General features: G+C 40.7%; 24 protein-coding genes. 13 read left to right on the forward strand and 11 right to left on the reverse strand.

Going from position 1 to position 25440, the window contains the following annotated elements; translation table 11 throughout:
• The first annotated feature begins 7 nt into the window (after positions 1-7).
• Positions 8-1984 (forward strand): 3'-5' exonuclease, encoded by a 1977-nt coding sequence (locus RMX98_RS15505; RefSeq protein ID WP_322677414.1) that lies wholly within the window; start codon positions 8-10, stop codon positions 1982-1984.
• 75 nt (positions 1985-2059) lie between these two features.
• Here the strand turns inward: RMX98_RS15505 and RMX98_RS15510 are convergent, their stop codons facing one another.
• Positions 2060-2242 (reverse strand): DUF1902 domain-containing protein, encoded by a 183-nt coding sequence (locus RMX98_RS15510; protein ID WP_322677415.1) that lies wholly within the window; start codon positions 2240-2242, stop codon positions 2060-2062.
• 118 nt (positions 2243-2360) lie between these two features.
• Between RMX98_RS15510 and RMX98_RS15515 the strand changes: the two genes are divergently transcribed.
• The 5 genes from RMX98_RS15515 (at position 2361) to RMX98_RS15535 (ending at position 5776) form a co-directional block, all read left to right on the forward strand.
• The gene (locus RMX98_RS15515) at positions 2361-3140 is read left to right on the forward strand and encodes a class I SAM-dependent methyltransferase (protein ID WP_322677416.1); all 780 of its coding nucleotides are present in this window, start codon (positions 2361-2363) and stop codon (positions 3138-3140) included.
• 74 nt (positions 3141-3214) lie between these two features.
• Positions 3215-4051 carry an urease accessory protein UreD gene (locus RMX98_RS15520; RefSeq protein WP_322677417.1) on the forward strand — a complete coding sequence of 279 codons (837 nt, stop codon included), beginning with the start codon at positions 3215-3217 and terminating at the stop codon, positions 4049-4051.
• A 39-nt stretch (positions 4052-4090) separates the two neighbouring features.
• A complete protein-coding gene (gene ureA, locus RMX98_RS15525) occupies positions 4091-4393 on the forward strand; it encodes an urease subunit gamma (RefSeq protein ID WP_322677418.1) in 303 nt (100 codons plus the stop codon).
• 21 nt (positions 4394-4414) lie between these two features.
• Positions 4415-4723, forward strand: coding sequence for an urease subunit beta (locus RMX98_RS15530; protein WP_322677419.1), 309 nt, complete (start codon positions 4415-4417; stop codon positions 4721-4723).
• A 30-nt stretch (positions 4724-4753) separates the two neighbouring features.
• Complete coding sequence (locus tag RMX98_RS15535) at positions 4754-5776, forward strand: endonuclease NucS domain-containing protein (protein ID WP_322677420.1); 1023 nt, start codon at positions 4754-4756, stop codon at positions 5774-5776.
• Positions 5777-5810: 34 nt separating this feature from the next.
• Here the strand turns inward: RMX98_RS15535 and RMX98_RS15540 are convergent, their stop codons facing one another.
• Complete coding sequence (locus tag RMX98_RS15540) at positions 5811-6023, reverse strand: hypothetical protein (protein ID WP_322677421.1); 213 nt, start codon at positions 6021-6023, stop codon at positions 5811-5813.
• A gap of 107 nt (positions 6024-6130) precedes the next feature.
• Between RMX98_RS15540 and ureC the strand changes: the two genes are divergently transcribed.
• Positions 6131-7846 (forward strand): urease subunit alpha, encoded by a 1716-nt coding sequence (gene ureC, locus RMX98_RS15545; protein WP_322677422.1) that lies wholly within the window; start codon positions 6131-6133, stop codon positions 7844-7846.
• Positions 7847-7849: 3 nt separating this feature from the next.
• Entirely contained in the window at positions 7850-8803 is a 954-nt protein-coding gene (locus tag RMX98_RS15550) for a transposase (protein WP_322677423.1), read from the forward strand.
• A 172-nt stretch (positions 8804-8975) separates the two neighbouring features.
• Here RMX98_RS15550 and RMX98_RS15555 read toward each other — a convergent pair whose 3' ends face one another.
• Positions 8976-9311, reverse strand: a complete 336-nt coding sequence (locus tag RMX98_RS15555) for a hypothetical protein (protein ID WP_409881507.1) — start codon at positions 9309-9311, stop codon at positions 8976-8978.
• A 184-nt stretch (positions 9312-9495) separates the two neighbouring features.
• On the opposite strand from RMX98_RS15555, the gene RMX98_RS15560 reads away from it, so the two are divergent.
• A complete protein-coding gene (locus RMX98_RS15560; protein ID WP_322677425.1) occupies positions 9496-10641 on the forward strand; it encodes a hybrid sensor histidine kinase/response regulator in 1146 nt (381 codons plus the stop codon).
• A gap of 180 nt (positions 10642-10821) precedes the next feature.
• Positions 10822-12204, forward strand: a complete 1383-nt coding sequence (locus RMX98_RS15565) for an aldehyde dehydrogenase (protein ID WP_322677426.1) — start codon at positions 10822-10824, stop codon at positions 12202-12204.
• Between the two features lie 129 nt (positions 12205-12333).
• Here RMX98_RS15565 and RMX98_RS15570 read toward each other — a convergent pair whose 3' ends face one another.
• The 3 genes from RMX98_RS15570 to RMX98_RS15580 all read right to left on the reverse strand — a co-directional run bounded on the left by RMX98_RS15570 (position 12334) and on the right by RMX98_RS15580 (position 14037).
• Positions 12334-12939, reverse strand: a complete 606-nt coding sequence (locus RMX98_RS15570; RefSeq protein ID WP_322677427.1) for a sulfite oxidase-like oxidoreductase — start codon at positions 12937-12939, stop codon at positions 12334-12336.
• Between the two features lie 236 nt (positions 12940-13175).
• Positions 13176-13349, reverse strand: coding sequence for a 50S ribosomal protein L32 (gene rpmF, locus RMX98_RS15575; protein WP_094328804.1), 174 nt, complete (start codon positions 13347-13349; stop codon positions 13176-13178).
• Between the two features lie 196 nt (positions 13350-13545).
• A complete protein-coding gene (locus RMX98_RS15580; RefSeq protein WP_322677428.1) occupies positions 13546-14037 on the reverse strand; it encodes a hypothetical protein in 492 nt (163 codons plus the stop codon).
• 203 nt (positions 14038-14240) lie between these two features.
• Between RMX98_RS15580 and RMX98_RS15585 the strand changes: the two genes are divergently transcribed.
• The gene (locus RMX98_RS15585; RefSeq protein WP_322677429.1) at positions 14241-16067 is read left to right on the forward strand and encodes a caspase domain-containing protein; all 1827 of its coding nucleotides are present in this window, start codon (positions 14241-14243) and stop codon (positions 16065-16067) included.
• Positions 16068-16157: 90 nt separating this feature from the next.
• Here the strand turns inward: RMX98_RS15585 and RMX98_RS15590 are convergent, their stop codons facing one another.
• The 5 genes from RMX98_RS15590 to RMX98_RS15610 form a co-directional block, all read right to left on the reverse strand.
• Positions 16158-16535, reverse strand: coding sequence for a Mo-dependent nitrogenase C-terminal domain-containing protein (locus tag RMX98_RS15590; RefSeq protein WP_322677430.1), 378 nt, complete (start codon positions 16533-16535; stop codon positions 16158-16160).
• Between the two features lie 736 nt (positions 16536-17271).
• The gene (locus RMX98_RS15595) at positions 17272-17832 is read right to left on the reverse strand and encodes a Uma2 family endonuclease (protein WP_322677431.1); all 561 of its coding nucleotides are present in this window, start codon (positions 17830-17832) and stop codon (positions 17272-17274) included.
• A 154-nt stretch (positions 17833-17986) separates the two neighbouring features.
• Positions 17987-19759 carry a ribonuclease J gene (locus RMX98_RS15600; RefSeq protein ID WP_322677432.1) on the reverse strand — a complete coding sequence of 591 codons (1773 nt, stop codon included), beginning with the start codon at positions 19757-19759 and terminating at the stop codon, positions 17987-17989.
• A 281-nt stretch (positions 19760-20040) separates the two neighbouring features.
• Positions 20041-20925, reverse strand: coding sequence for a 4-hydroxy-tetrahydrodipicolinate synthase (gene dapA / locus RMX98_RS15605; RefSeq protein WP_322677433.1), 885 nt, complete (start codon positions 20923-20925; stop codon positions 20041-20043).
• Positions 20926-21059: 134 nt separating this feature from the next.
• Positions 21060-22097, reverse strand: a complete 1038-nt coding sequence (locus RMX98_RS15610; RefSeq protein WP_322677434.1) for an aspartate-semialdehyde dehydrogenase — start codon at positions 22095-22097, stop codon at positions 21060-21062.
• A gap of 878 nt (positions 22098-22975) precedes the next feature.
• On the opposite strand from RMX98_RS15610, the gene tig reads away from it, so the two are divergent.
• Together tig and clpP are read left to right on the forward strand one after the other, a co-directional pair.
• A complete protein-coding gene (gene tig / locus RMX98_RS15615) occupies positions 22976-24415 on the forward strand; it encodes a trigger factor (protein ID WP_322677435.1) in 1440 nt (479 codons plus the stop codon).
• A 324-nt stretch (positions 24416-24739) separates the two neighbouring features.
• Entirely contained in the window at positions 24740-25438 is a 699-nt protein-coding gene (gene clpP, locus RMX98_RS15620; protein WP_322677436.1) for an ATP-dependent Clp endopeptidase proteolytic subunit ClpP, read from the forward strand.
• The last annotated feature ends 2 nt before the right edge of the window (positions 25439-25440 follow it).

The raw sequence follows: 25440 nt of genomic DNA on the forward strand, positions 1-25440 counted from the left end.
TTAAACTATGGCTTTAATGGTTCCCGAATCTATATCATCATCTGCTAGTCAAGGCGAACAAATTTTATATAGAATACTTCGTGAGAAATTGCCAGATGACTTTTTAGTTTGGTATAAGCAAGTCGTTGAAAGTAATTATATTGATTTCCTGATTATTGCACCTAATTTTGGACTATTAATAATTCAAGTTATTACTTGGTATCCATCGCAAGTTAACGGTACTGATATTAACAAAATTAAATTATTTAGTTCTCCAGAAAAAAATCAAAAAATAGACTTAAAAAATTCTCCGTCATATCTAGATATTCCGGGAAGACGAACTCGTAAGCGTTCTATAGAGATCAATAAGAAAGAAGATACTTTCTCCCTATGGACAAATCCATATCAAGAGTTGATAGATCAATTATTAGTGAAATTACAAAAATATCAAATACTCACTCAGTTGCATGAAGCTAATCAACAGAAATTAGCATTCCATTGTAACTATGGTCTATTATTTTCTAATATTACCGCAGAACAAGCACAGGAAAAAAATATTGATAAATTATTGTCTCCATCACAAATTATATACCGTAATGAATTATTTTATAGTCAGAGCATTAGTAGTGAAGAATTAGTAAATAGATTAATAAAAATATTTACCAATACTTTTACTTTTTCTCCTCTTACCAATGAGCAAATTGATACTATAAAAGCTGTTATTTTTCCAGAAATAGCTATTAAACTTGTACCAGCATCTCTGTACAGTGTTCCTAATAACATTAAATTCAAAAATGAAAGTTATGTATTTAAAACGTTAGATCATCGTCAAGAATGTATAGTGAGATCAATTGGTGATGGACATAGAATAATTTATGGTGTAGCTGGATCGGGAAAAACTTTAATACTTTTATCTCATGCTAAATTGCTAGTTAAACAAAATCTTCATCAAAAAGTCTTAATTCTTTGTTTCAACAGAAGTCTTGCTGCTTATCTCAAGTCTTTAATGTATGAATATTCAAATCAGTACAATTCCACTAGCAAAATAGAGGTGTTGACATTTTATGCTTGGGTAAGTTCGCTTATAAGAAAAATCCCAGCACCTTTAGGTTTTACTACAGAATATTATGATAGTATTTTAGGAGAGATACTACTAAAGCAACTTGAAAATACTCCGATAAAACATAAATATGATGCAGTTTTAGTTGATGAAGGACAAACATTTGATCCTATGTGGTTTAAATGTTGTGTAGCTGCGTTAAAAGACCCAGAACATGGCAATCTTGTGATTGTGGCAGATGGTCGTCAATCCGTTTATAAACGTAATAATTTTACTTGGAATTCTGTGGGAGTCAAAGCCGTCGGACGAACAAGTAACAAAAAATTAAAACTTGACAAAAACTATAGAAATACTCAGGAAATATTAGCAGCAGGCTGGAGTTTATTTAGTAACGTTATTGATGAAGAAAATTTAACATTCGATATTGTTAAGCCTACAGACGCTGTACGTCGTGGTGTAAATCCAATTCTACATATTGAAACATCAGAAATTTATGAAGTAGAATCTGTCATTAATGAAGTTAAAGATTTAGCAAGACTAGATTATGCACTAAATGATATTGCTATTTTATATAGAATGGCAGATGACCAAAAAAAGGTATTATTAAAATCTCTGATTAAAAAATTGCAAAATGTAGGAATTGAAACAGATTGGGTCAGTGAAAATAGAGAGTCTGAGAAAAAATATAATATTAAAAATTCTGGTATTAAAATTATTAATACGCTTAGTGCGTTGGGTTTAGAATTTAAAGTCGTTTTAATACTCTGGGTTCAAGACTGGGATTTTAGTAGACCTCCACATTCCGAAAGTGATATTTTGACTTGTAGAAGACTCTATGTTGCTATGACTCGTGCCCAAAATGTACTATACATTTTTGGTTCTGGAAACTCCAAGTTACTTCAACAATTGCAGTACAGTGGAAATTTTACAGTTAAACAAGCATGAGCGTTCAGGTAGAACCATAAATTTCTACTAGTTGGCATAGCAAACTTAACTTAGTGTATGCTGATCGCCAAAATTTCACCCAGGTAATTTACAATTACCATCCTGTGCTTCCATTAATTTAATCGCTACATCATGGGCAATTTCTAAAGTTTCAGCAACAGTCCGTCCTTGAGCTACTAAACCTTGAAGCTCATCAGATGTTGCTAAATAAACGCCTTCAGGTAATTTCTCAATGTGGATGTTTAGCAATCTTTCCATTATTGTATGTAGATGTTACTGTTTAGAGCGGTTTAATTGTTATGATATCGCTTTTCTGAACTACAGCGATGTCTACGACGGGCTACGCCTACGCACTTCTTCTTTTCTATAAAAACCCATGAGCCAAATTAATCCTGAAACAACCCCCTTACATACCTTAAACCCACTCAACCGATTTTCTGACAGAGCAGAAGATTATGTAAAATACCGTCCAAGCTACCCCGCAGATGCAATTGATATTATCTTGGAAGGATTAGGTGAAAATTCACAACTTGTAGCAGCAGATATTGGCGCAGGTACAGGAATTGCTTCAAGATTGTTAGCTGAACAAGGGGTTAATGTCATAGCTATAGAACCAAATGCGGCGATGCGAGAAGCTGCCCAAGCACATCCTTTGATAGAGTTTCGTGATGGAACAGCAGAATTTACCCAACTACCTGATAATTCAGTTGATTTAGTTACTTGCTTTCAAGCTTTCCACTGGTTCAACCCCGAACCAACTTTATTGGAGTTTCACCGCATTTTAAAACCATCAGCACGCTTGGCTGTGGTGTGGAATAACCGCGATAAAGAAGATGCTTTAACTACAGAATATAGCCGAATAGTCCGCGAAGCATCTAATAATCATCCAGCAGAATCTCGAATGCAGTCGGTAGAGCCACTGTTAGTAACTCCCTATTTTATTAACATCCACGAATATACTTTTACTTATAAGCAACAGTTAGATTTAACTGGATTTATTGGCCGAGCAATGAGTGCTTCTTACCTTCCACGTGAAGGCTTGGCATACGAACAGCTTATTGATAATTTTCAAGAATTATATCAGCGCTTTCGTGATGAAAGTGGTTTTATCTATATGGTTTATCGCACTAGCGTACACCTTGGCGAAAAACAATGATAAATTGCAAGTAAAGTAGCAGAGAATGCATTAAATAAATATAAAATATTTGAACTTTAATCTTGAATTTATAAATGACCTGCAATCCGCAAGTAGCAGAAGGTTGGCATGGCAAACTTAATTTAGTCTATGCCGATCGCCAGGGTAAAACCCAATTAATTTACGATCGCCAACAAGCGCCCTTGAAGGTACAGCGCCCATTTTATCCAGAAGGGGAAATTTGTCATAGCGTCATTTTACACACGGCTGGGGGCATGGTGGGAGGCGATCGCTTATCCTCTAATATCCACCTCCAAACCCAAGCCCAAGCCTTAATCACTACAGCTGCTGCAAGCAAAATATATCGCAGCAATGGCTTACAAGCTAGACAAATCATCCAAATGCAAGTTGATGCTGGTGCTTGTTTGGAATGGTTGCCACAAGAGACAATTTTATTTAATGATGCGATTTATCGGCAAGATTTACGGGTAGAATTAGCAACCAGGGCTAGCTTTTTCGGCTGGGAAATTACCCGATTTGGTCGCAGTGCTAGAGGAGAAAAATTCTTGCAAGGTGAATGGCGATCGCACACGGAAATTTGGCAGCGAGATGTTCCCTTATGGATCGATCGGCAATGGTTACGGGGTAGCAAAGAAACTTTTCACAGTCCCCACGGTTTGGCTGGAAAACCAATAGTAGGTAGTCTAGTTTGGGTTGGTGGCGTAGTTTCAGCAGAGATTGTCGAAAAAACGCGAAATTTATGGCATGGGAAGGGAGAAGCGGGTGTTAGCCGATTACAACATGGATTATTGTGTCGATATCGCGGTTCTTCTACATCTGAGGTGAGAAACTGGTTTATTAATGTTTGGCAATTGCTGCGAGTTTATTTTTTGAATCGTGGTAATTGTATACCAAGAGTGTGGCAGCTTTAAACGAACCACAGAGGCGCAGAGAACACAGAGGAGATAAGAATGCAACTTACGCCGCAGGAAAAAGATAAACTATTAATTTTTACTGCTGCTTTATTAGCAGAAAGACGGAAAGGAAGGGGTTTAAAACTAAATTATCCTGAAGCAGTTGCTTATATTTCTGCTGCCATTTTAGAAGGTGCAAGAGATGGGCAAACCGTAGCTGAATTGATGAGTTATGGTACAACTCTCTTAACGCGGGATGATGTGATGGAAGGGATACCAGAAATGGTGCATGATGTGCAAGTTGAAGCAACTTTTCCTGATGGTACAAAGTTAGTGACAGTACATAGTCCAATTCGTTAATTTTTTAGTTTTTAATTTATTATGATTCCTGGAGAAATTATCACACAATTAGGTGAAATTGAATTAAATGTTGGTCGTCCAACTATAAAATTGCTAGTGTCCAATACAGGCGATCGCCCCATACAAATCGGTTCCCATTATCACTTTTATGAAGTAAATACAGCGTTAAACTTTGATAGAGAACAAGCGCGAGGAATGCGCCTTGATATCCCCGCCGGAACCGCAGTCCGCTTTGAACCAGGCGACGAAAAAGAAATAACTCTAGTCCCCCTCGTCGGTACTCGCCAAGTCTACGGCTTCAAGGCCAAAATTAACGGTAATATCGATTGATAAAATTCTCAGCAAACTGGAATCATTTATATGCAAGAAGACTTGAAAATATGGGAAGTATCCGCAGAAGATAAACTGACGGAAATTATTAAAAATAAATTAAATTTAGAAGCTCGTATAGAAAAGTGGTTAGAAAAAGATATCTCTATTCTTTCACCAGATTTATTAGTAATTGGTAGACAGGTAGCTACGGATTATAACGGGATAATTGACCTGCTCTGTTTAGATAATGATGGTAATATTGTTATTGTGGAGTTAAAACGCGATAAAACATCTAGAGAAGTAACTGCTCAAGCATTAGATTATGCTTCATGGGTAAAAAATCTATCTGCTGAGAAAATAATTAGTATTGCTGTTAGTTATTTGAATTACTTAGGTAAGGAAGAAACTTTAGAACAAGCTTTTCAAACAAAATTTGACAAGGCACTTCCAGAGATTATAAATAGTCAACACAAAATTTTCATAGTTGCATCAGAAATAGATTCCAGTACTGAAAGAATTATTAATTATTTATCAGAAACGTATCAAGTTCCAATCAATGTAGCTAAATTTTATTACTTTAATAATAATAGTCGTGAACTGTTAGCAAGAAAATTTTTAGTCGATCCCAATCAAGTTAAAGAAGCTCCTGTTAGTAAATTATCACGAAAAACTAACTTGACCTACGAAGAACTAGAAGCAATTGCAGAAAAGAATGGGGTTGACAAGATATATAAATTAGTTTCTAAAGTCTTAATTAAGTATCATTTTTGGACTTATACCACAAAAAGTTGTATTACTTTTACTGGGGCTAACAAAAACAAAGGTGCAATCTTTAATTTAATACCTATTGAGAGCAGCCCCGAATTGGGATTGAAGTTTAAAATTTATCTAACTAGATTATCAAAATATTTAAATCAATCAGAAGAAGCAATAACTGAATTTTTACCAAATATTGAGCCAGTTTTACAGGAAGAATGGTCTGGTTTAGTTGTTCAAGGATTTTTTAAAACTGAGGAATCAGCTAACCATTTCCTAACCAAATTAAATGAAACTAGGAGTAATACAATATGAATTATATAATCGATCACCGCATCTACGTGGAAATTTAATCACTGGAATCCTTTTGTTGAAGTGTTTCCATTAGAACTGCACCAGCCCCGAAGCTATTATAAGGAGTGGGTAAATCGTAGGTTTTGAAGGGTTCCAATAGAGAAATATCCTCAACTATATCTAAATCTTCAGCAAGGATACGGATGAGCTTGAGTTTTTCTAATGAAGAAAGCTTTCGAGCTATAGGAATTATGTCTGCTAATGTCATTTTTTCTATACCTTCCGAAACGCTTACTCATAGCATAAACCCAAACTCTCGAAAGCCTCTGGTTACTGAAAAATATTAAAATCAACACCATCGTCAGGAGTAGCATTATGCCTTACAGAATGGATCGCCGTGCCTACGCCGAAACCTACGGGCCAACAGTAGGCGATCGCATCCGACTTGCAGACACAGAACTATTTATTGAAGTTGAACAAGATTTCACTACCTACGGCGATGAAGTAAAATTTGGCGGCGGAAAAGTTATCAGAGACGGAATGGGACAATCCCCCATTTCTAACGCCGATGGTGCTGTTGATTTAGTAATTACTAATGCCTTAATTCTCGATTGGTGGGGGATTGTCAAAGCAGATATCGGCATTAAAGATGGCAAAATTTTCAAAATTGGTAAAGCCGGAAATCCTTATATTCAAGACAATATAGATATTATTATCGGCCCCGGAACCGAAGCCTTAGCAGGGGAAGGAATGATTCTCACTGCTGGCGGTATTGATGCCCATATTCATTTTATTTGTCCCCAACAGATTGAAGTTGCGATCGCTTCCGGGATTACCACGATGATTGGTGGTGGTACTGGCCCTGCCACAGGTACAAATGCCACTACCTGCACCCCCGGCCCTTGGAATATTTACCGAATGCTGCAAGCTGCTGATGCTTTTCCCGTCAACTTAGGATTTTTGGGTAAAGGTAATGCCAGTCAACCCCAAGGACTTGTAGAACAAGTAGCCGCCGGTGCAATGGGGTTAAAACTCCATGAAGATTGGGGAACCACGCCCGCAGCAATTGATACTTGCCTCAGCGTTGCTGATGAATATGACGTGCAAGTAGCGATTCATACTGATACTCTAAACGAAGCCGGATTTGTTGAAGATACGATCGCCGCTTTTAAGAATCGTACCATCCACACCTACCACACCGAAGGCGCAGGTGGAGGACACGCACCAGATATCATCAAAGTTTGCGGCCAAGCCAACGTTCTGCCATCTTCCACCAATCCCACACGTCCTTACACCGTCAACACCTTAGACGAACACCTGGATATGTTGATGGTATGCCATCACCTCGATCCTGCGATCGCTGAAGATGTCGCTTTTGCCGAATCTCGCATCCGTCGGGAAACCATTGCCGCAGAGGACATTTTGCACGACTTAGGCGCATTTAGCATGATTTCTTCCGACTCCCAGGCGATGGGAAGAGTAGGCGAAGTGATAATTCGCACCTGGCAGACATCTCACAAAATGAAGGTGCAACGGGGAACTCTTAACCCACAAGGAACTGAGCAACAAGCAGACAACTTTCGGGCAAAAAGATATGTTGCTAAGTATACGATTAACCCAGCGATCGCTCATGGAATTGCTGAATATGTCGGTTCAGTGGAAGAGGGAAAATTAGCAGATTTATGTTTGTGGCGTCCGGCATTTTTTGGCGTGAAACCAGAGATAGTGATTAAAGGCGGAATGATTGCATGGGCGCAAATGGGCGATGCTAACGCCAGTATTCCTACACCGCAACCAGTGTATATGCGATCGATGTTTGGTAGTTTTGCTGGGGCGCGTCATGCCACATCATTAACCTTTGTTTCCCAAGTAGCTTTAGAGAAAGAAATTCCTAAGCAATTAGGTTTACAAAAGGCAGCAGTTGCAGTTTCTGGAACACGCCAATTGAGTAAGCGAGATATGAAGCTGAATGATGCACTACCCCACATTGAAGTCGATCCAGAAACATATCAAGTTAGGGCAGATGGTGAGTTGCTGATTTGTGAACCTGCGACAGTTTTACCAATGGCACAGAGGTACTTTTTGTTTTAATTCATGACCGAGCAACTTACTGATTACGATAGTCCTTGGAAAGAAGTCATTGAGCTATATTTTCCCCGCTTTCTGGAATTCTTTTTCACCCAAGCTTATGCCGAAATCGATTGGACGCGACCTTATGAATTTCTGGACACAGAACTGCAACAGCTAGAACCGGATGCAGAAATTGGGCGGCGTTTGGTCGATAAAGTCGCAAAAGTTTGGCTACTGGATGGAGAGGAAGCTTGGGTATTGGTTCATGTGGAAGTCCAAGGGCAATATGACAGCCAATTTGCCGAACGGATGTACACATATAATTACCGTTTGTTTGACCGCCATAAAAAGCGAGTCATTAGTTTAGCAGTTTTAGCAGATGAACAACCGAATTGGCGACCTTCCAGCTACAGCTATCAACTGGGCGGATGTCGCGTCAGCTTAGAGTTTCCTGTGGCGAAACTGTTGGACTATGAGCAAAGGTGGGAAACCTTGGAGCAAACTAGCAACCCCTTTGGTGTAATTGTAATGGCGCATCTCAAGACCAAGGCAACCCAACGAAACCCACAAAATCGGCTACAGTGGAAACTAAGCCTAGTCAGACGGCTGTATGAACGGGGATATAGCCGCGAAGATATTCGGGAATTATTTCGGTTTATCGACTGGATAATGGTTTTGCCAAAAGAGTTGGCACTTAATTTTAAAACAGAAGTTAGAAGTTACGAGGAGGCAGATAGAATGCGGTACGTAACTAGTATTGAAAGGCTAGCAAAAGAAGAAGGAATTGTCGAAAATGCCAGAGAAAGCATCATTACAGTTCTAGAAACGCGGTTTGGAGAAGTGCCAAGCTCCATTGTCGAAGTTATCAATGGGATAGAAGAACCATCTGTGCTAAAAATGCTTTTCAAAAGTGCGATCGCAATTCCTTCTACAGCAGAATTCCAGCAAGTTTTAGATAGTCTCACGTCTGGACAATGAGCGATCGCCTATTTTTTGATGAGAGTTCGATCGCAATTCCTTCCACAGCAGAATTTCAGCAAGTTTTAGATAGTCTCACGTCTGGACAATGAGCGATCGCTCTGATGCATTAACGTAACACGCCGATGTATTAACGTAACACGCCGATGTATTGGCATAACACGCCGATGTATTAACGTAACACGTCGATGCATTGGCATAACACGCCGATGTATTGGCATAACACGTCGATGCATTGGCATAACACACCGATGTATTGGCATAACACATCGATGCATTGGCATAACACGTCGATCGCTTGTTTTGTGGTGAGAGTGCGATCGCCTAAATAAACCAACTCAACCCCTTGCCCATTGATTCGCACTTCTTCCCAACCCCCTGCCGATTCAAGTACATGAGCGCAGGTGAGTAAATGTCCATTGAGTGAGATAAAAAAGCCCGTGCCTTGGATGCAACCTTCTGGAGTAGCGATCGCCACGGTACAAGCTTCAACTAATTCCCAATTCATGAAAATTTATTACTTGTTTTCTTCAAGTGCCAGTTTCCAAGTTATTTTCACCTTCAGTGATGCCTGCCCAGTGGATTCGACCACATAAACCGAGGAAAATATATCCAAGGGTAATATTTAGTAAAACTATACCAAGAAAGCAATTTCTCTAAAAATTTACTTTTATCTCGTATCTTGCATCTATATGACTTCACAATCTTCTCGCTCTGACAAAATTCTGGTTGTCGATGACTCTCCTGATAACGTGTTTTTGATCAAAACTATTTTGGAGGAAGAAGGTTACACCATTAGCACCGCAGAAAATGGTATTTCAGCCTTATCAGAATTAAAAGCTTCTCCTTGTGACTTAGTTCTGCTGGATTTAATGATGCCAGGTATGGACGGGTACGAAGTCACCAAGCACATTCGCGGTGAAATGAAATTGCCGCAATATATCCCCATACTGCTGATCACTGCCCACGATGCGCCCAATGTCGCCCACGGATTAGACTTGGGTGCTGATGATTTTATCCGCAAACCTGTAACAGTAGATGAATTGCTGGCACGAGTGCGATCGCTCCTGCGTTTGAAGCATAGTATGGATGAACGTGATGAAATTGCCCGTCAGCGAGAAGATTTTGTCTCCCGCCTCACCCACGATTTACGCACTCCCTTAGTAGCCGCAGATCGTATGTTAATGCTATTTCAGCAAGGAGCGTTGGGAACATTATCACCGCAAATGCAGGAAGTAATCACCATCATGGCCCGTAGCAATATCAACCTGCTTTCTATGGTCAATACCTTATTAGAAGTTTATCGTTTTGAAGCGGGTCGCAAAAGTTTGGCGTTTCAACCGATTAATCTGGGTCAATTGCTAGATGAAGTTACTGGAGAATTGTCACCCTTAGCTCAAGATAAAAAACTCTCCCTAAATTTGGATGTTACTGAAGAGTCAGTCACAAATACAGTGATGGGCGATCGCTTAGAATTGCATCGTCTATTCACCAATCTTATAGGCAATGCGATCAAATTTACTGATTCTGGTTCTGTGACTATTCGTTTTACTTTTCAACGCCAGTTTGATAAAAGTAATCAATCTCAGTTATCTTCAATATCCAATTCTGTTGACTACATTAGAATTGAAATAGCGGATACTGGCCCAGGTATTCCCATTGAAGAACAAGCCACCATATTTGAACGATTTCGCCAAGGCAGCCACAAGAGTTCTGGTAGTGGCTTAGGACTGTACCTTGCTCGTCGAATTGTCGAGGCACATCAGGGCATTATTCTGCTTAATTCTGAGTTGGGGAAAGGTAGTGTATTTATTGTGCTTTTACCCACCAAAGCATGATAAAAGTAGTAATTATAAATTATGGATTTTTTTACCCGAAAATTCATAATTTATAAGTTTACTACGTTTCAAGAAGTTAAAATAATTATTTAAATTAGAAAATCAAACCTAAAATATGTTTAAATAGCAAAATTAAACTAAATAAATAGGTTTTTAAATAGTGTTTTTATTGAATAAAAAATGATTACTACTGAATTATCTAACGTTGACGATATTATCCAGAATCAGCGAGAGTTTTTCCAAACTGGCAAAACTAAAGATGTAACTTTTCGCATTGAACAACTTAAAAATCTTAAGCAAGCAATTATTGAGTATGAACGGTCAATAGTCGAGGCATTACAAGCAGATTTACATAAACCAGAACTTGAGATTTATATTACAGAAATTCGCGTAATTAAAGAAATTGATTATGCTATAAAACATCTTAATAACTGGACTAAGCCCAAAAAAGCAGGGGTTTCTTGGGATTTTTTTTCCTACTCGGCGAAAATTTATCCAGAACCGTTAGGGGTTGTCTTGATTATCGGCCCTTGGAACTATCCATTTAACTTAATTATCTCACCGTTAATAGGTGCGATCGCAGCCGGAAATTGCACAATTATCAAACCTTCAGAAATTGCTTCTCATACGTCCCGAATTATTGCTGAAATTGTCGCCAAACATTTTGAGCCAGCTTATATTGCAGTGATTGAAGGAGGTGTGGAAACAAGTCAAAAACTACTTGCAGAAAGGTTTGACCATATCTTTTTTACTGGTGGCACAGCCGTCGGCAAAATTATTATGGCAGCAGCCGCAAAATATCTCACACCAGTGACTTTAGAATTGGGTGGTAAAAGTCCTTGTATCATAGATAGTGACATTAATCTTGAACACACTGTCAGACGAATTACTTGGGGAAAATTCATTAATGCGGGACAAACTTGTATCGCCCCTGACTATCTTTTAGTTAATAAAAAAATCAAAAAAGATTTAATACATGGGCTGGAAAAATCTTTAAAAGAATTTTATGGTGATAATCCAGCAAATAGCCCTGATTATGCCAGAATTATCAGTCAAAAACACTTTGATAGATTGGTGAGTTTTCTCAAAGATGGCAAAGTTATCATTGGTGGAGAAACTCAACCTTCAGAGCGTTATATTGCCCCCACACTAATTGATAATGTCTCCTTAGATAATTCTGTAATGCAGGAAGAAATTTTTGGGCCAATTTTACCTATTATTGAATACACTGACATTGCAGAAGCGATCGCCTTGATTAACTCTAGACCCAAACCCCTGGCGTTATACTTATTTTCTCAAAACAAAAATCTGCAAAAGCGAGTTTTGCAAGAAACTTCCTCTGGTGGAGTCTGTATTAACGACACAGTGATGCAGTTTGGTGTCTCGTCTTTACCATTTGGCGGAGTAGGAGATAGCGGTATTGGCAACTATCACGGCAAAGCTAGTTTTGACACCTTTTCCCATAAGAAAAGTGTATTGCAAAACTCCTTTTGGCTGGATTTAAAATGGCGATACGCTCCATATCAGGGCAAATTGCCACTAATCAAGAAACTTCTGGGTTAAAAAAAGTTAGGAGTTAGGAGTTATGAGTTATGAATTTTTAACTCTCAACTCCTAACTCCTGTACAGACGCGATTAATCGCGTCTCTCCTAACTCTTAACTCTTAATTCCTAACTCTTAACTCCTAACTATTAAATCCCAAAAGCGTTGCTGTAACGCTCCTCAGCCCAAGGTTCACCACGGCGATGATAGCCATTGCGCTCCCAAAAACCAAGTTCTTCAGCAGCTAAAAACTCCAAACCATTAATCCACTTAGCACTTTTCCAAGCGTAGAGGTGGGGTACAACTAGCCGCATCGGCCCACCGTGTTCAGATGGAAGGTCTTCACCAAAGACTTTAAAAGCAAAAAAGTTTTCTTCGCGCAGAAAATCTTCTACAGAAATATTCGTAGTGTAGCCGCCATAGCAATGTTCCATAATGTGGGCTACTTTCGAGTCTAATTCAATCAGATTCATGAAATCTGTAACTTTAATGCCAGTCCATTTGACATCAAGTTTAGACCAGCGCGTTACACAGTGAAAGTCAGCTGTGAATTCGTGTTGAGGTAGCGCCATAAAATCTGACCAACTAAAGGTAGCAGATTTTGCTAAACCCCAAACTCGAAACTCCCATTCTTCAGTGCTGACTTGGGGAGTTTCACCGTAAGTTAATACGGGAAAACCCTTAGCTAAGTGTTGACCAGGAGGGATGCGATCGCTTTCTTCTTTGCCTGGTTTTTGAAAAAATTTTCCTAGCATAGTTAGAGAAAAATAAGTTTTCTCAAGATGTTTACAAGCTTTTTTGCTGACTTGCTAACAGCAGCAAATGTTTTACTCTATATGAACTCTTGAATGATAGGTAATGGGTAATGGATATTTCCAATTACTCACTACCAATTTTTTCAATCTAATGAGCTTGTGAGTTTCAGTCGGGGTTTAAACCCCCGTCTGAAAATGTCTTTCATTTTGAATTTTGAATTTTGAATTTTGAATTGTTATGATTCTTCTTCCTCTTCTTCAGCAGCTGGATAAACAAATGTAGAACGTCCAGTCAAAATTGATTTGCCCAGAGATAGGGCTTTCTGAGCTTCAACGACGGCTTTATGCCTCCAGGTAGCTCGACGTTTATCTCGTTTTGATTTGGAAGTTTTCTTCTTAGGAACAGCCATGTCAGCAGATATCGCGATTCTTGACAACCTTCTTATTCTAGGCCATCCACTGACGCCAAAGACAACAGTTGAGTCAGGAATAAATAAGTTGGGTTAAGACTGACGCCAGAACACAGGAACAGCAAGAATGACTTTCTTTAAATCCCTCAAGGTTCCGAGCCAAGAAAGCTTTGGCTCGGACTTCTAGCTCAACTCGTCATTTTGGCGTTGACACAGCGCTAGCTGCTGGAACTTGATTAGAGTTATTTTCAAAGAAAAGTAAAGATCGCGCAGTTTTGAAGTAAGTGGCCCAATTTTGAGCATCAGGACGCGATCGCCATTGAGGACGACTGACATCTAATGTCAGGACTGGTGCGATCGCTCCATAATTTTGTACGGACACAATGATGGAAACATCTGTCACCAAGATATCTTGGTCGAAGCTCCTTTGAGCAGCTGCTCTAGCGACCGCTTCCGCTCTCCTGAGAACGGTTTCATAGTTTTCTTCTGGCAAGCGGTCAATAGCTAGATCGACTCTAGCGGTGTAAGCTCGCACAAGCTGCGGTGCGATCGCTTCCATCAAAAACCACGCAGGAACAGTAGATATGAGCAAAATTACTAAAGGAATTATCCGGATTCTTCTGGCAATTTGGCTAATAACTGAAAAGGGAGCGAGCGATGATGGTAGGTGAGCAGAAATTTTGCTCATGACCTTCTATCTCCTTAGTAATAATCTGTTATTGAAATTAGGTAAAGGTATTTTTCCGGCTAATTAACGTAATAAAAATTACATTCTAACTTAAGATTCGATCGGAATCACCTAGACTATAAGACATAGGTTAGCTTTGTTTTTTTGGCAAAGCCAACCGCAATTTTAAGACCAGCAAACAACAATAACTGACAAAGAGCGGGATGGCAAATTACTGGGCGATCGCGATTGGTATCAATCAATATCAGTTATTTCAACCTTTAAGTTGTGCCCAAGCAGATGCTGAGGCACTAGAAGATTTTTTGGCAAAAGAGGCAGGTTTTCTCCCCAAGCACTGTCTAGTGATGACAGATACTTCGCCGCCGATTGCAGATAGATCGACTTACCCGACGAAGGAAAATATTTTGCTGCTGCTTGAAGATTTGGCAGCAACAAGTTGGCAACCGGAAGATTATCTGTGGTTATTTTTTAGCGGTTATGGAGTCAATTACAAGGGCAAAGATTACTTAATGCCAGCAGAGGGCAACCCCGAACTCGTGCAAGAAACCGGCATAGAATTGCGATCGCTAATGCAAAGTTTGCAACTTGCTGACTTAAATGTATTGCTACTACTCGATATCAACCGCGCCTTTGGCACTCAAGCGGATGCTCCTGTTGGTGAAGAAACAATAGAACTAGCTCAAGAACTACAACTGGCGACAATTCTTTCTTGCCAACCAGAGCAATTTTCTCATGAGAGTAGCGAACTAGGTCACGGATTTTTTACAGCAGCTTTATTAGAAGCTTTACGTTCTGGTAATGGCAGCAACTTGGCAGATTTAGAAAGCTACCTCAGCTTGATCGTGCCAAAGTTATGTCATCACCACTGGCGTCCTATCCAAAACCCTGCCACGATCATTCCATCAAGGCAGCAAGTAATCTTGCCAAAATTGGCAATGGAAAGTGATTTTCAACCAGAACCGAGAATTTATCCGGAAGAATCTTTTGCTGTTGCCCTTGCAGCCCCTCCCCTTGACGATTCCTCTAAAACTTCAGCAACTCAAGGCAGACGGGGAGAAGCTAGTGTGAACTCTTCCCAACAGGCGAAAGGTCAAAAAGTCCAAGAGTCAGGTAGCAGATTAGTTGCCCAGCCAATGCCGGAAACTTCCTTGGGAGTGAATACAAAAGGAAGATTTATCCCCAATTCCTCAAAAGGTTACGTCTCGCGATTGCCAGCAAATCAGCCAAGCATCCCTTTTTGGAAACAGTTTATCTTGTGGGGCGGAGGCAGCTTGCTGGTAGCAGGTTTAATCGCCGTAGTTTTTCTGCGTAATCAAGAAACTTTTAGAATTAAGCAAATATCAACTGCATTACCCAATGCTACTGTTAGCGATCGCACTCCACCAGTTAGACCTAATAACCAATCTAGCGCTCAAATAGCCTCTAGTTCCCAGTCAAAAAAGCGAAATCAAGCAGTATTAGACCTGGCGAAAATGTCGCTCAGACAAACTCAGGCGAGCGATTTGAGCATGGCGATCGCTACAGCCCGAAAAATTAAACCCGGTGAACCACTGTACGAACAAGCTCAGGAGAATATTAAGATTTGGAGCCAGATGATTTTAGATTTAGCAGAGGGTCGTGTTAAACAAAGACAGTATGCCAGCGCTATTGCTGCGGCTCGATTAATTACCAAAGATGAAGCCCCCTATGCGAAGGCACAAGCAGCAATTAACCTGTGGCGCTTAGAGGGTAAGCAGTATGTGAGTAACAAAACTCTTTTAGATGCAGCTAATGCCTTAATTAAGCCCGAACAGGCATCTACCTACAATCGGGCGATCGAAGTTGCCAAGAAAGTACCACCCGGACAACCAGGCTTCGATGCTGCCCAAAAATCGATCGATAATTGGAGTGAGAAAATTTTAGACCTGGCCAAGCGTCGCGCCGCCGAAGGAGAACGTAACGCCGCAATTGCCACCGCAGCTTTAGTGCCAGAGGAGACAGGCGCTTACGAAGATGCTCAGGATGCCATCCAAAAATGGCAAAAGAAATAGTAAAAAAATAGTAAAAAATAGCAGAGAGTTAGGAGTTAGGAGTTATATTATTGATCCCTGAATCGTTATTCCTCACTCCTAACTTTTCCTTCAACAGTACTGAGATATATCTTCGCCGCATTCATCGGCTAGATAGCACATCGCTCGGAAACGTAAACCAACCACTTCCTCATATAAGGGGTTGAGCTTGCACATCGGCGGGATGTGAAACAAGGTCTTGCCAAATAATTTGACATCGCGCTCAAAGGGGCACTGAGATGGAATCAGTTTGCACAAACGGTGAGCTAGTTGGCGATCGCGGACTTGAATGTTTTCTACTCGCTGCCGTAGGGGTTGGAGAATATCCCAGTAAGGCTTGGAAACAGAATGGTTTAGCTGGGTTGCTTTATGCTCAGTAGTCTCTGCTTGATTGATTGATACCCAGCTAGCCAGAAAAATCTTTTTTGTGGTATTGTCGAATACCTTCATGATTAACCCTCTGTGTTATTGAGGCTATTCACCTTTTTGATGAATATATACAACGTGGCAACGAACTTTCCCGGAAAAATCGCGTTCTGACTGCGATATAATGTAATACCTGATTAGCCACTTAAGTCAGAACCTAATTTATTACTACGTCAAGTTAATCGCAATTTTCTGGGGATCGGTAGTGTAATATTACGATCTTGTTCATAACTTGACACAGTTTAAATTTTAATAAAGACATCCATCATTGGATAGGTTTTAGTGTAACATTTACAGAACTTAATATAAGGTCTTTCTGAAAGAATTTTTGCTAAGTATAAACATCGATAATACCCTAGAAGGCATTTTTCCTCTGCGTGTTCCCACTTTCTCACGTAAGTGTGTTCTGTTCATCGCTGGTTGAAACCGTAGAAGTAGTGATTTTTGATCGAGTAGAATCGACTGCATTTCACAAAACTTAGGTTGGCAACGGCGATTTGAGAGTAATATATTCTGGAGCGTTAAAATCAGACGATCTTTCTATGGGTGTTTCTGTACTCTACAGTGCAATTCCTTATGAGGAGATATTGGTTGGAATTGCTTGAGGTGACAGCAAGCTAAAAAGTTAAATCGCTCTACTGAGTTGAACATTACAAAATTTAGGCGATGCCTTCGGCAACGTCTTCTCCTGTCGAGACGCTGCGCGAACGACGAACGCAACCAGTATTTTTTTGATTTCACGCAAAGGAACCAAGCAACCTTAAGGTGAAAACAACTGCTGGGCTGTCAGGATTAATTCTGGGAACGTTTGAGAAACAACCCGTTGATCTTCAATAAACATAGTTTGCTTGTAACTGCTCTGATCTAGCAAACACACAGTTATTTTATTTTCCAGAGGATCGACAATCCAATACTCGAACACACCCATCGCCACATACTCAAAGGTTTTTTGGTTATAGTCTCTGTCAATAGATTCAGGGCTTACCACTTCAACTAAAAGGGGTGGAGCAGTTTTGAGGATAGCCGAGGTAGTCTCAATACTTTTTGCCTGTTCGTTGGTAATTACACAAACATCAGGTCTTCTAAGTTGTTTATTGGTCAGTACCTCTGTACCGTTAGGGCGCGGTTGTAGAGGCAGTCCCATTTTTTGAATTTCTAAAAAAAAGCGAACTAACAGTAGGGTGATAATCGCCTCATGTTTGCCAGTACCAGGAGGCATTTCTAGCAGCACCCCATCCTCAAGTTCATAACGCTTGTCTGTGCCATCATCAAAATTGATGTATTCTTCAAGAGTACTAATTTTTATTGGTGTTTTAGTCATAGCGATCGCCTCCAATAACTATAACTATAAGCAAATACAAGCTGCTGCGGCTTCTAGACTTATACTCAGAAACTGTATTTCACGCCAAAGCGCAAAGACGTTAGAAAAACTCTACGTCTGTGCGCCTCTGCCTGAGATTTTTATCTTAAATTCTCTATGATGCTACTTGAGCAGCAGTCCGAGTCCGCCGTCTTCTACCATCGGCAACTTTTACAGGTGGCTCATCAGGGATTTGCATCAACAAAGTTACAGAAGGCTGACATTGCAATTCCCGCCGGATGGAACGTTGCAATTCTCGTTCTAAAGTACCTTGCAATCCACCCCAGTCTATATCTGCTGCTTCACCTTGCTCAGGAGCAAATTCTGTCCAGCGCACAGAGAGGATTTCTTCAATGCGTTGTTTTACCCAGGTTTGCAGGAGCGATCGCTCTACACTTGTAACTACACCCCGGAGGTGAGTTTCTGGTTTCGCCAACAGTTTACCATTCCAATCAATGGCAGCTGCGATCGTGATAATGCCTTCTGAAGCCATGCGTTGCCGTTCTTGCAACACTTTGGCACTTACCATCCCCGAACTAGTAGTATCCACCAATTCGATACCAGATGGCACTTTCCCAGCGACGCGAATCGCATCTTCAGTCAGTTCGACAATATCACCATTCTGAATGATAATCGTGTTTTCTGCGGGAATGCCCATACTCTGAGCCGTTTCTGCGTGCTTCACTAGCATCCGATGTTCGCCGTGAAATGGCACAAAGAATTTCGGTCGGGTTAAGGCAATCATCAGTTTTTGTTCTTCCTGACAGCCATGACCAGAGACGTGAATTCCTTTATCTCGACCATAGACCACTTTCGCACCTTGAATCATTAATTTATCAATGGTGTTGACTACAGCGATCGTATTTCCGGGAATTGGGTTAGCAGAGAATACTACCGTATCTCCTTCGCGAATTTTAATGTGAGGATGTTCTTTGTTGGCAATGCGGGTCATTGCTGCCATCAATTCACCCTGAGAACCTGTAGTTAAAATCAGTACTCTTTCATCGGGTAGGTTGCGGACGGCGTGCAATGGTTGCAGCAGATTATCTTCACACTTGATGTAACCTAAATTACGGGCATGAGCAATCAAGTTCAGCATGGAACGCCCGACAACTGTCACTACACGATTCTGCTTCTTGGCAATATCCAAAATCATGTTGATCCGATGGACGCTAGAAGCAAAGGTGGTGACAAATAATCGTCCAGGTGCTTGACTAAATACTCTCTCCAGATTGGGATAAACTGAACGTTCTGAAGGTGTAAAACCTGGCACTTCCGCGTTAGTAGAATCACTCAGTAAACAAAGAACGCCTTTTTCACCATGTTCTGCTAGGCGTTGCAAGTCAAACTTTTCACCATCCACTGGAGTATGGTCAATTTTAAAATCCCCTGTGTGAATAACTACACCCAGGGGAGTATGAATGGCAACAGTGAAACTATCAGCGATGGAGTGGGTATTACGGATATATTCAACTAAAAAGTTTTTGCCAATCCGCACCACATCACGTGGTAGAACTGTTCTGATTTCTGTGCGATCGCGGACTCCTGCTTCTTCTAATTTACCCTCTAGCATTGCCATTGCTAGTCTGGGCCCATAAATCACCGGGATATCAAATTGCTTGAGATGAAAAGCAATCCCGCCGATATGGTCTTCATGACCGTGAGTAACAATCATCCCTTTAATTTTGTGCCGATTTTCCCGCAGATAGGTCATATCTGGTAAAACAATATTGACTCCATGCATCATTTCTGTGGGAAAAGCTAATCCTGCATCTAACAGGATTATTTCATCGTCATACTCGAAAAGACAGGTATTTTTACCAATTTCATGCAAACCGCCCAAAGGAATAATTTTCAAGGCGGAATTATTAGCTTCGTTTTTAGCCATTTTCTCCTTAGATTGTTACTTGTGGTTAATTAAGTTGATAGTTAACGAACTTGTATTTAAGACAACATCATCTGTCTCTTAAGTCAGTCCCAAAGCAATCAAGTTTTAATTGAAGATTTCAATTTTTTATTTAATAAAATCAACTGTAAAACTCAAGGATTCATAGTATATCTATCAGTCCTAGCACAGGTTTTTAAATTGCAACTTATGAACAATTATGATCGTTGTTTATATGTAGCTTTGACAAGGAGGAGACTACCAGCATTTAAATAAGTTGGTGGTTAAATTAAACTAAGTTCTTTCAGAACCGCTTCTAATTTTTGACTGAGTTCTAAATCAGCTTCACATAGGGGCGGACGAGTTGAACCAACCTCCCAACCTTGAAGTTGCAGGGCTTTTTTCACTGGAATGGGATTTGAAGTGAGAAATAAAGCTTTAAACAACTGAAATAGTTTGAGATGAATGTCGCTTGCTACCTCAACTTTTCCCGCCCTAAAAGCTTGAATCATCTGCTGTAGTTGGTTTCCTACCAGATGAGAAGCTACACTTACCACACCCTTTGCCCCGATCGCTAACAAGGGCAAAGTCATGTAATCATCACCAGAATAGATGTGGAATTCTTTCGGTGTCAAGCGACGAATAACGCTAGCCTGATCTATATTACCAGTGGATTCTTTAATCCCGACAATATTGCTCACTTCAGCTAACCGGGCAACTGTTTCTGGCTGAAGGTTTTGTCCGGTACGACCGGGGACATTATATAACAACAACGGTAAGTCGGGACAGGCTTGTGCTATTGCCTGAAAGTGCGCTTCCAATCCCGCTTGCGGCGGTTTGTTGTAATAAGGAACAACTTGTAAGGAACCATGTACTCCTATTTTAGACGCTTTTTGGGTGGCTGCGATCGCTTCTTTGGTGGAATTCGATCCACAACCCGCGATTACCTTGGCTTTTCCAGCCACGGACTGCAATACCTCGACAAACAACTGGTATTCCTCATCCCAACTTAGCGTCGGGGATTCTCCGGTTGTGCCGCATATCACCAATGTATCTGTACCGTTGTTAGCTAGATGCGCCGCCAGTTCTGCCGCTACATCATAGTTGACACTACCATCTGCTTTAAATGGCGTAATCATAGCGGTTAAAACATTGCCAAAATCTCCCACCCTTTTTTCACTCCTGATTACCCATGTTTTTATATCTTGGTGGTTCTCTATTGTAATAACCTATCGGCAAATTGCTTTCAAGTGTCATTTTTACTTTGTCATTAGTCCTTTGTCCTTTGTCACTTTCCCAATGACTAATGACTAATAGCTAATGGTTTTAATAGATTTTTCTCTACCAACAATTCAGCGATTTGTACTGCATTTAATGCCGCGCCTTTGCGGATTTGGTCGCCACACAACCATAATTCCAAGCCACAAGGATGCGAAATATCCTGACGAATTCTTCCCACTAGAACTTCATCTCGACCTGTTGCTTCAATGGGCATCGGAAAATGATTTGTTCCCCAATCTTCTACCAATTTTACTCCAGAGGAGGAATTTAAAATTTCTTTGGCTTCCTTCACACTAAAGGGAGTCTCAAATTCTAAATTAATCGCTTCTGAGTGGGCGCGAAGTACGGGAACCCGTATACAAGTCGCAGTGATTCTGATTTGTTGCGTGCCAAATATTTTTCGGGTTTCGTTGACCATTTTCATTTCTTCCTCACAGTAACCCAAATCGTTTAATGGGGAGTTATGCGGGAATAAATTAAATGCCAATGGGTAAGGCAATATTTCGGCAATTGGTGGCTGTCCTTGTAGTATAGCGCTTGTTTGGGTTTTGACTTCTGCCATTGCCCTAGCTCCAGCACCACTAGCAGATTGGTAGGTTGCAGCGACGATGCGTTGCACTGGTTTCACTTTATGCAACGGCCAAACTGCCACAGCCATTAAAATTGTTGTGCAGTTGGGGTTAGCAATAATGCCTTGGTGATTCGCTGCGGCTTGGGGATTCACCTCTGGAACTATTAAGGGAACTTCCGGGTTCATCCGAAAAGCACTGGAGTTGTCAATTACCACTGCGCCCTTTTCCACAGCAACTGCTGCCCAAGTTTTGGATGTGGAACCGCCTGCACTAGCTAGTACTATATCGACATTTTCAAAGGCGCGATCGCTCACTGCTTCTATTGGTATATTTTCACCTTTAAACCGCAGCGATCGCCCCACACTCCGCTCTGATGCCAATAACTTCAAGTCAGCAACCGGAAAATTACGGCTTTCTAATAATTCCAGCAACTCTGTGCCAACTGCACCAGTTGCACCTAAAATGGCTAACCGATAGGATTTCGACAACCTTGCTTCCTCCTTTAATAGACTTATCTGCAATTTTCGGGAACAATTGACAATTTGTTTATATTTAAGTAGCGATCGCAGTCTGGAAATATATTTTTTAATAGTTTAGATTTTTCTTTAATTTAGTCTATATATATTTAATACATTTATTTTTTGGTCAAATTAAGTTAAGTGATGTTGCATTTCAAAATGACTGTGATTTATTTTTTTCATTAATGTTCTCACTATAACTATATATTATACAACAAACCGCCATTTATAAGAAGTACGGAGATATCTGCACTTAGGCGTTTAACTAAGCATCCTACCTGGAAAGAAACAAATGTATTGGTTGCAAACTTCCTTACCAAGATGATGAATATACTAAAATCTAAATCCATAAAGCCAGCACAACTTAAAATTGAGCTATGCGGTTAAGTAACAGATGCGCTATCGTACCACACACAACTTAATAATAGCTAGACTCAATACTATAACTCTAGGCTGGGGGTACTAACCACTCTTTGAGAACCAGGATATCACGGCATTAGCCTACTGAATAATTAATTCCCAAGTTTTAGAGTGAGAGGGGAGTCGGGAGTGGAGGAATAATGAGGTAGCAGGGAAAGCAAGGTAAAGATGGAGAATAACGAATGACCAATGCCCAATTACCAATGCCCCATTAACCAAATTGTTATAAAGGTAAAATGTCAAGTCCTTGATAATTGGCAGTAAACTGGATCTTTGCCTCCAGACAAACATCCATCCTTGGATGTTACAAGACCTTTTGGCAAACTTCCATTACCTCTAAGAGACATCAAGCTATAAACGCAAACAATTATTTTATTGCGTTTTGTGTGTACTCGGAGTATAAAATACCAGAAAACTAGAGACGAAGCATGAAAGTCACCCAGGAAAAACTTCCCGCCAGCCAAATTGGCCTGGAAATAGAGATTACGCCGGAAATTACCAAGCAAACTTACGAACAGGTCATTAAAAACTTAGCGAGTACTGCCAATATTCCTGGGTTTCGTAAAGGCAAGGTGCCTCGGCCGATATTACTACAACGGCTGGGTACAACTCGAATCAAGGCAGCAGCGCTGGAAGAACTAATTCAAGATGGTATTGAGCAAGCAGTCAAACAAGAAGCCATCCCAGCAATCGGTCAGCCGCAATTGCGCTCCTCTTTTGAGGATTTGATTAATAATTATGAACCGGGAAAACCCCTGACGATTTCGGCTGCTGTCGATGTAGAACCAGAAGTGAATCTAGTGCAGTACACTGATTTGCAAGCCAAAGCCGAAGAAATTAAGTTCGATCCAGAACAAGTGGAAAGCACGCTGGATAAGGAACGTCAAGAATTGGCGACATTGATTCCTGTGGAAGGACGTGCAGCTCAAATCGGCGATATTGCCGTAGTCGATTTTAAAGGTTCATTCGCCAGAGTTGAGGGCGAGGACGAAACAGCAGAACTAGAACCGATTCCCGGAGCCGAAGCAACTGATTTTCAAGTTGAGTTGCAAGAAGATAAGTTTATTCCAGGCTTTATTTCGGGAATAGTGGGGATGAATCCTGAAGAAACCAAAGAAATTGCGGCACAGTTCCCAGATCCTTATGCTAATGAAGAATTAGCTGGAAAAGCGGCAACTTTCACCGTGACGCTCAAAGAACTGAAAGAAAAGGAGCTACCAGAAGTAAATGATGATTTCGCTCAAGAAGTCAGCGATTTTGAAACCTTAGAAGAGTTACGCGCTTCTTTGGTAGAGCGATATCAAAAAGAGGCGGACGATAAAACAAAAACCAATAAGCAGGAAGCCTTGTTAACGGAACTGCTCAAGCACGTAGAAGTTGACTTACCAGCAACATTGATTGAGCAAGAAGTGGATGCAATGCTAACGCAAACAGCAATGCGACTGTCTCAGCAAGGATTGGATGTGAGGAAATTGTTTACTCAAGATATTATTCCTCAATTGCGGGAGCGATCGCGTACTGAAGCAATTGAACGCATCAAACGCTCCTTATCCTTGCGGGAAGTCAGTAAACGCGAATCTATTGAGGTAACATCAGAAGAAATCGCAGCCAGAGTCAGAGAACTTTTGGAACAGTACCCGGAAGAACAAGACGTTGATGAAGATAGACTGCGCTCAATCGTGGAAAACGAACTGTTAACCGAAAAAACCATTGATTGGCTCTTAGAACACTCATCAGTCGAACTTGTACCCGAAGGTTCTTTGAGTCCTGCAAAGGAAACGGAAGACGCAGAATCAGATGCTGATGCTGATGCACCTCAGACAGAGGAAGGAAACAGCGAAGCTTCTACAGAAGTTACAGAAGGATAATCAAAAATCCCACAACCATGAGTTCACCAGTTCTGAGTTAAAGTACTGGTGAAATGGGTAAGGTAAGGGAGATGAGGAGTAGGGAGAGAAATAACCAATGCCCAATACCCAATGCCCCAGGGATTAAGTCGGAATAATTAAATAATTAATGAATTTTCGGCAAATAGTGACACCTGTTATTGCTTAGGCTTGATACTGTGTTACACGAGAGGAAATTATATGAGGCATAATGGTTAATACGTAACTTATAAAAATTCCATTCGTTGAAAAGGCAGCATCTGCTGCTGAAACATTTGTCCTAAATAATCGTCAAAGAAAGCTTGTATGCTTAAATCGCAGTCGGGAAACTACCCAATCAGCAACTTAAGTCGAATAAACATTAACTCCCAGTTAAGCAGCCCTAGCAACATCGTGCCGATGGTGGTAGAACAATCTGGCATGGGAGAAAGGGCTTTCGACATCTACTCCCGCCTGCTGCGAGAGCGGATTATCTTTTTAGGAACGCCAATAGACGATGCCGTAGCCAACTCAATTGTGGCTCAATTGTTATTCCTAGATTCCGAAGACTCAGAAAAAGACATCCAATTGTATGTTAATTCTCCTGGCGGCTCCGTCTACGCAGGGATGGCAATCTATGATACAATACAGCAAATTCGCCCTGATGTTGTTACCATCTGTTTTGGATTAGCCGCGAGCATGGGGGCATTTTTGTTGACAGCAGGAGCTGCCGGTAAGCGAATGTCTCTGCCCGACTCCCGGATTATGATTCACCAACCACTTGGTGGCGCTCAAGGTCAAGCCATTGACATTGAAATTCAAGCCAGAGAAATTCTTTACGTTAAGGCTAAGTTGAATCAGTTAATGGCTCACCATACTGGTCAACCCTTAGAAAGAATAGAAGCAGATACTGAGCGCGACTTTTTTATGTCGGCAGAAGAGGCAAAAAACTACGGTTTGATCGATCAAGTCATTTCCAGGCAAAATCTTCCCGTAGCAGGGGAAAACGTCACCATTCTGAAATAAGA

It is taken from the genome of Nostoc sp. DedQUE02 (genome assembly GCF_034531035.1).
GTDB lineage: Bacteria > Cyanobacteriota > Cyanobacteriia > Cyanobacteriales > Nostocaceae > Nostoc.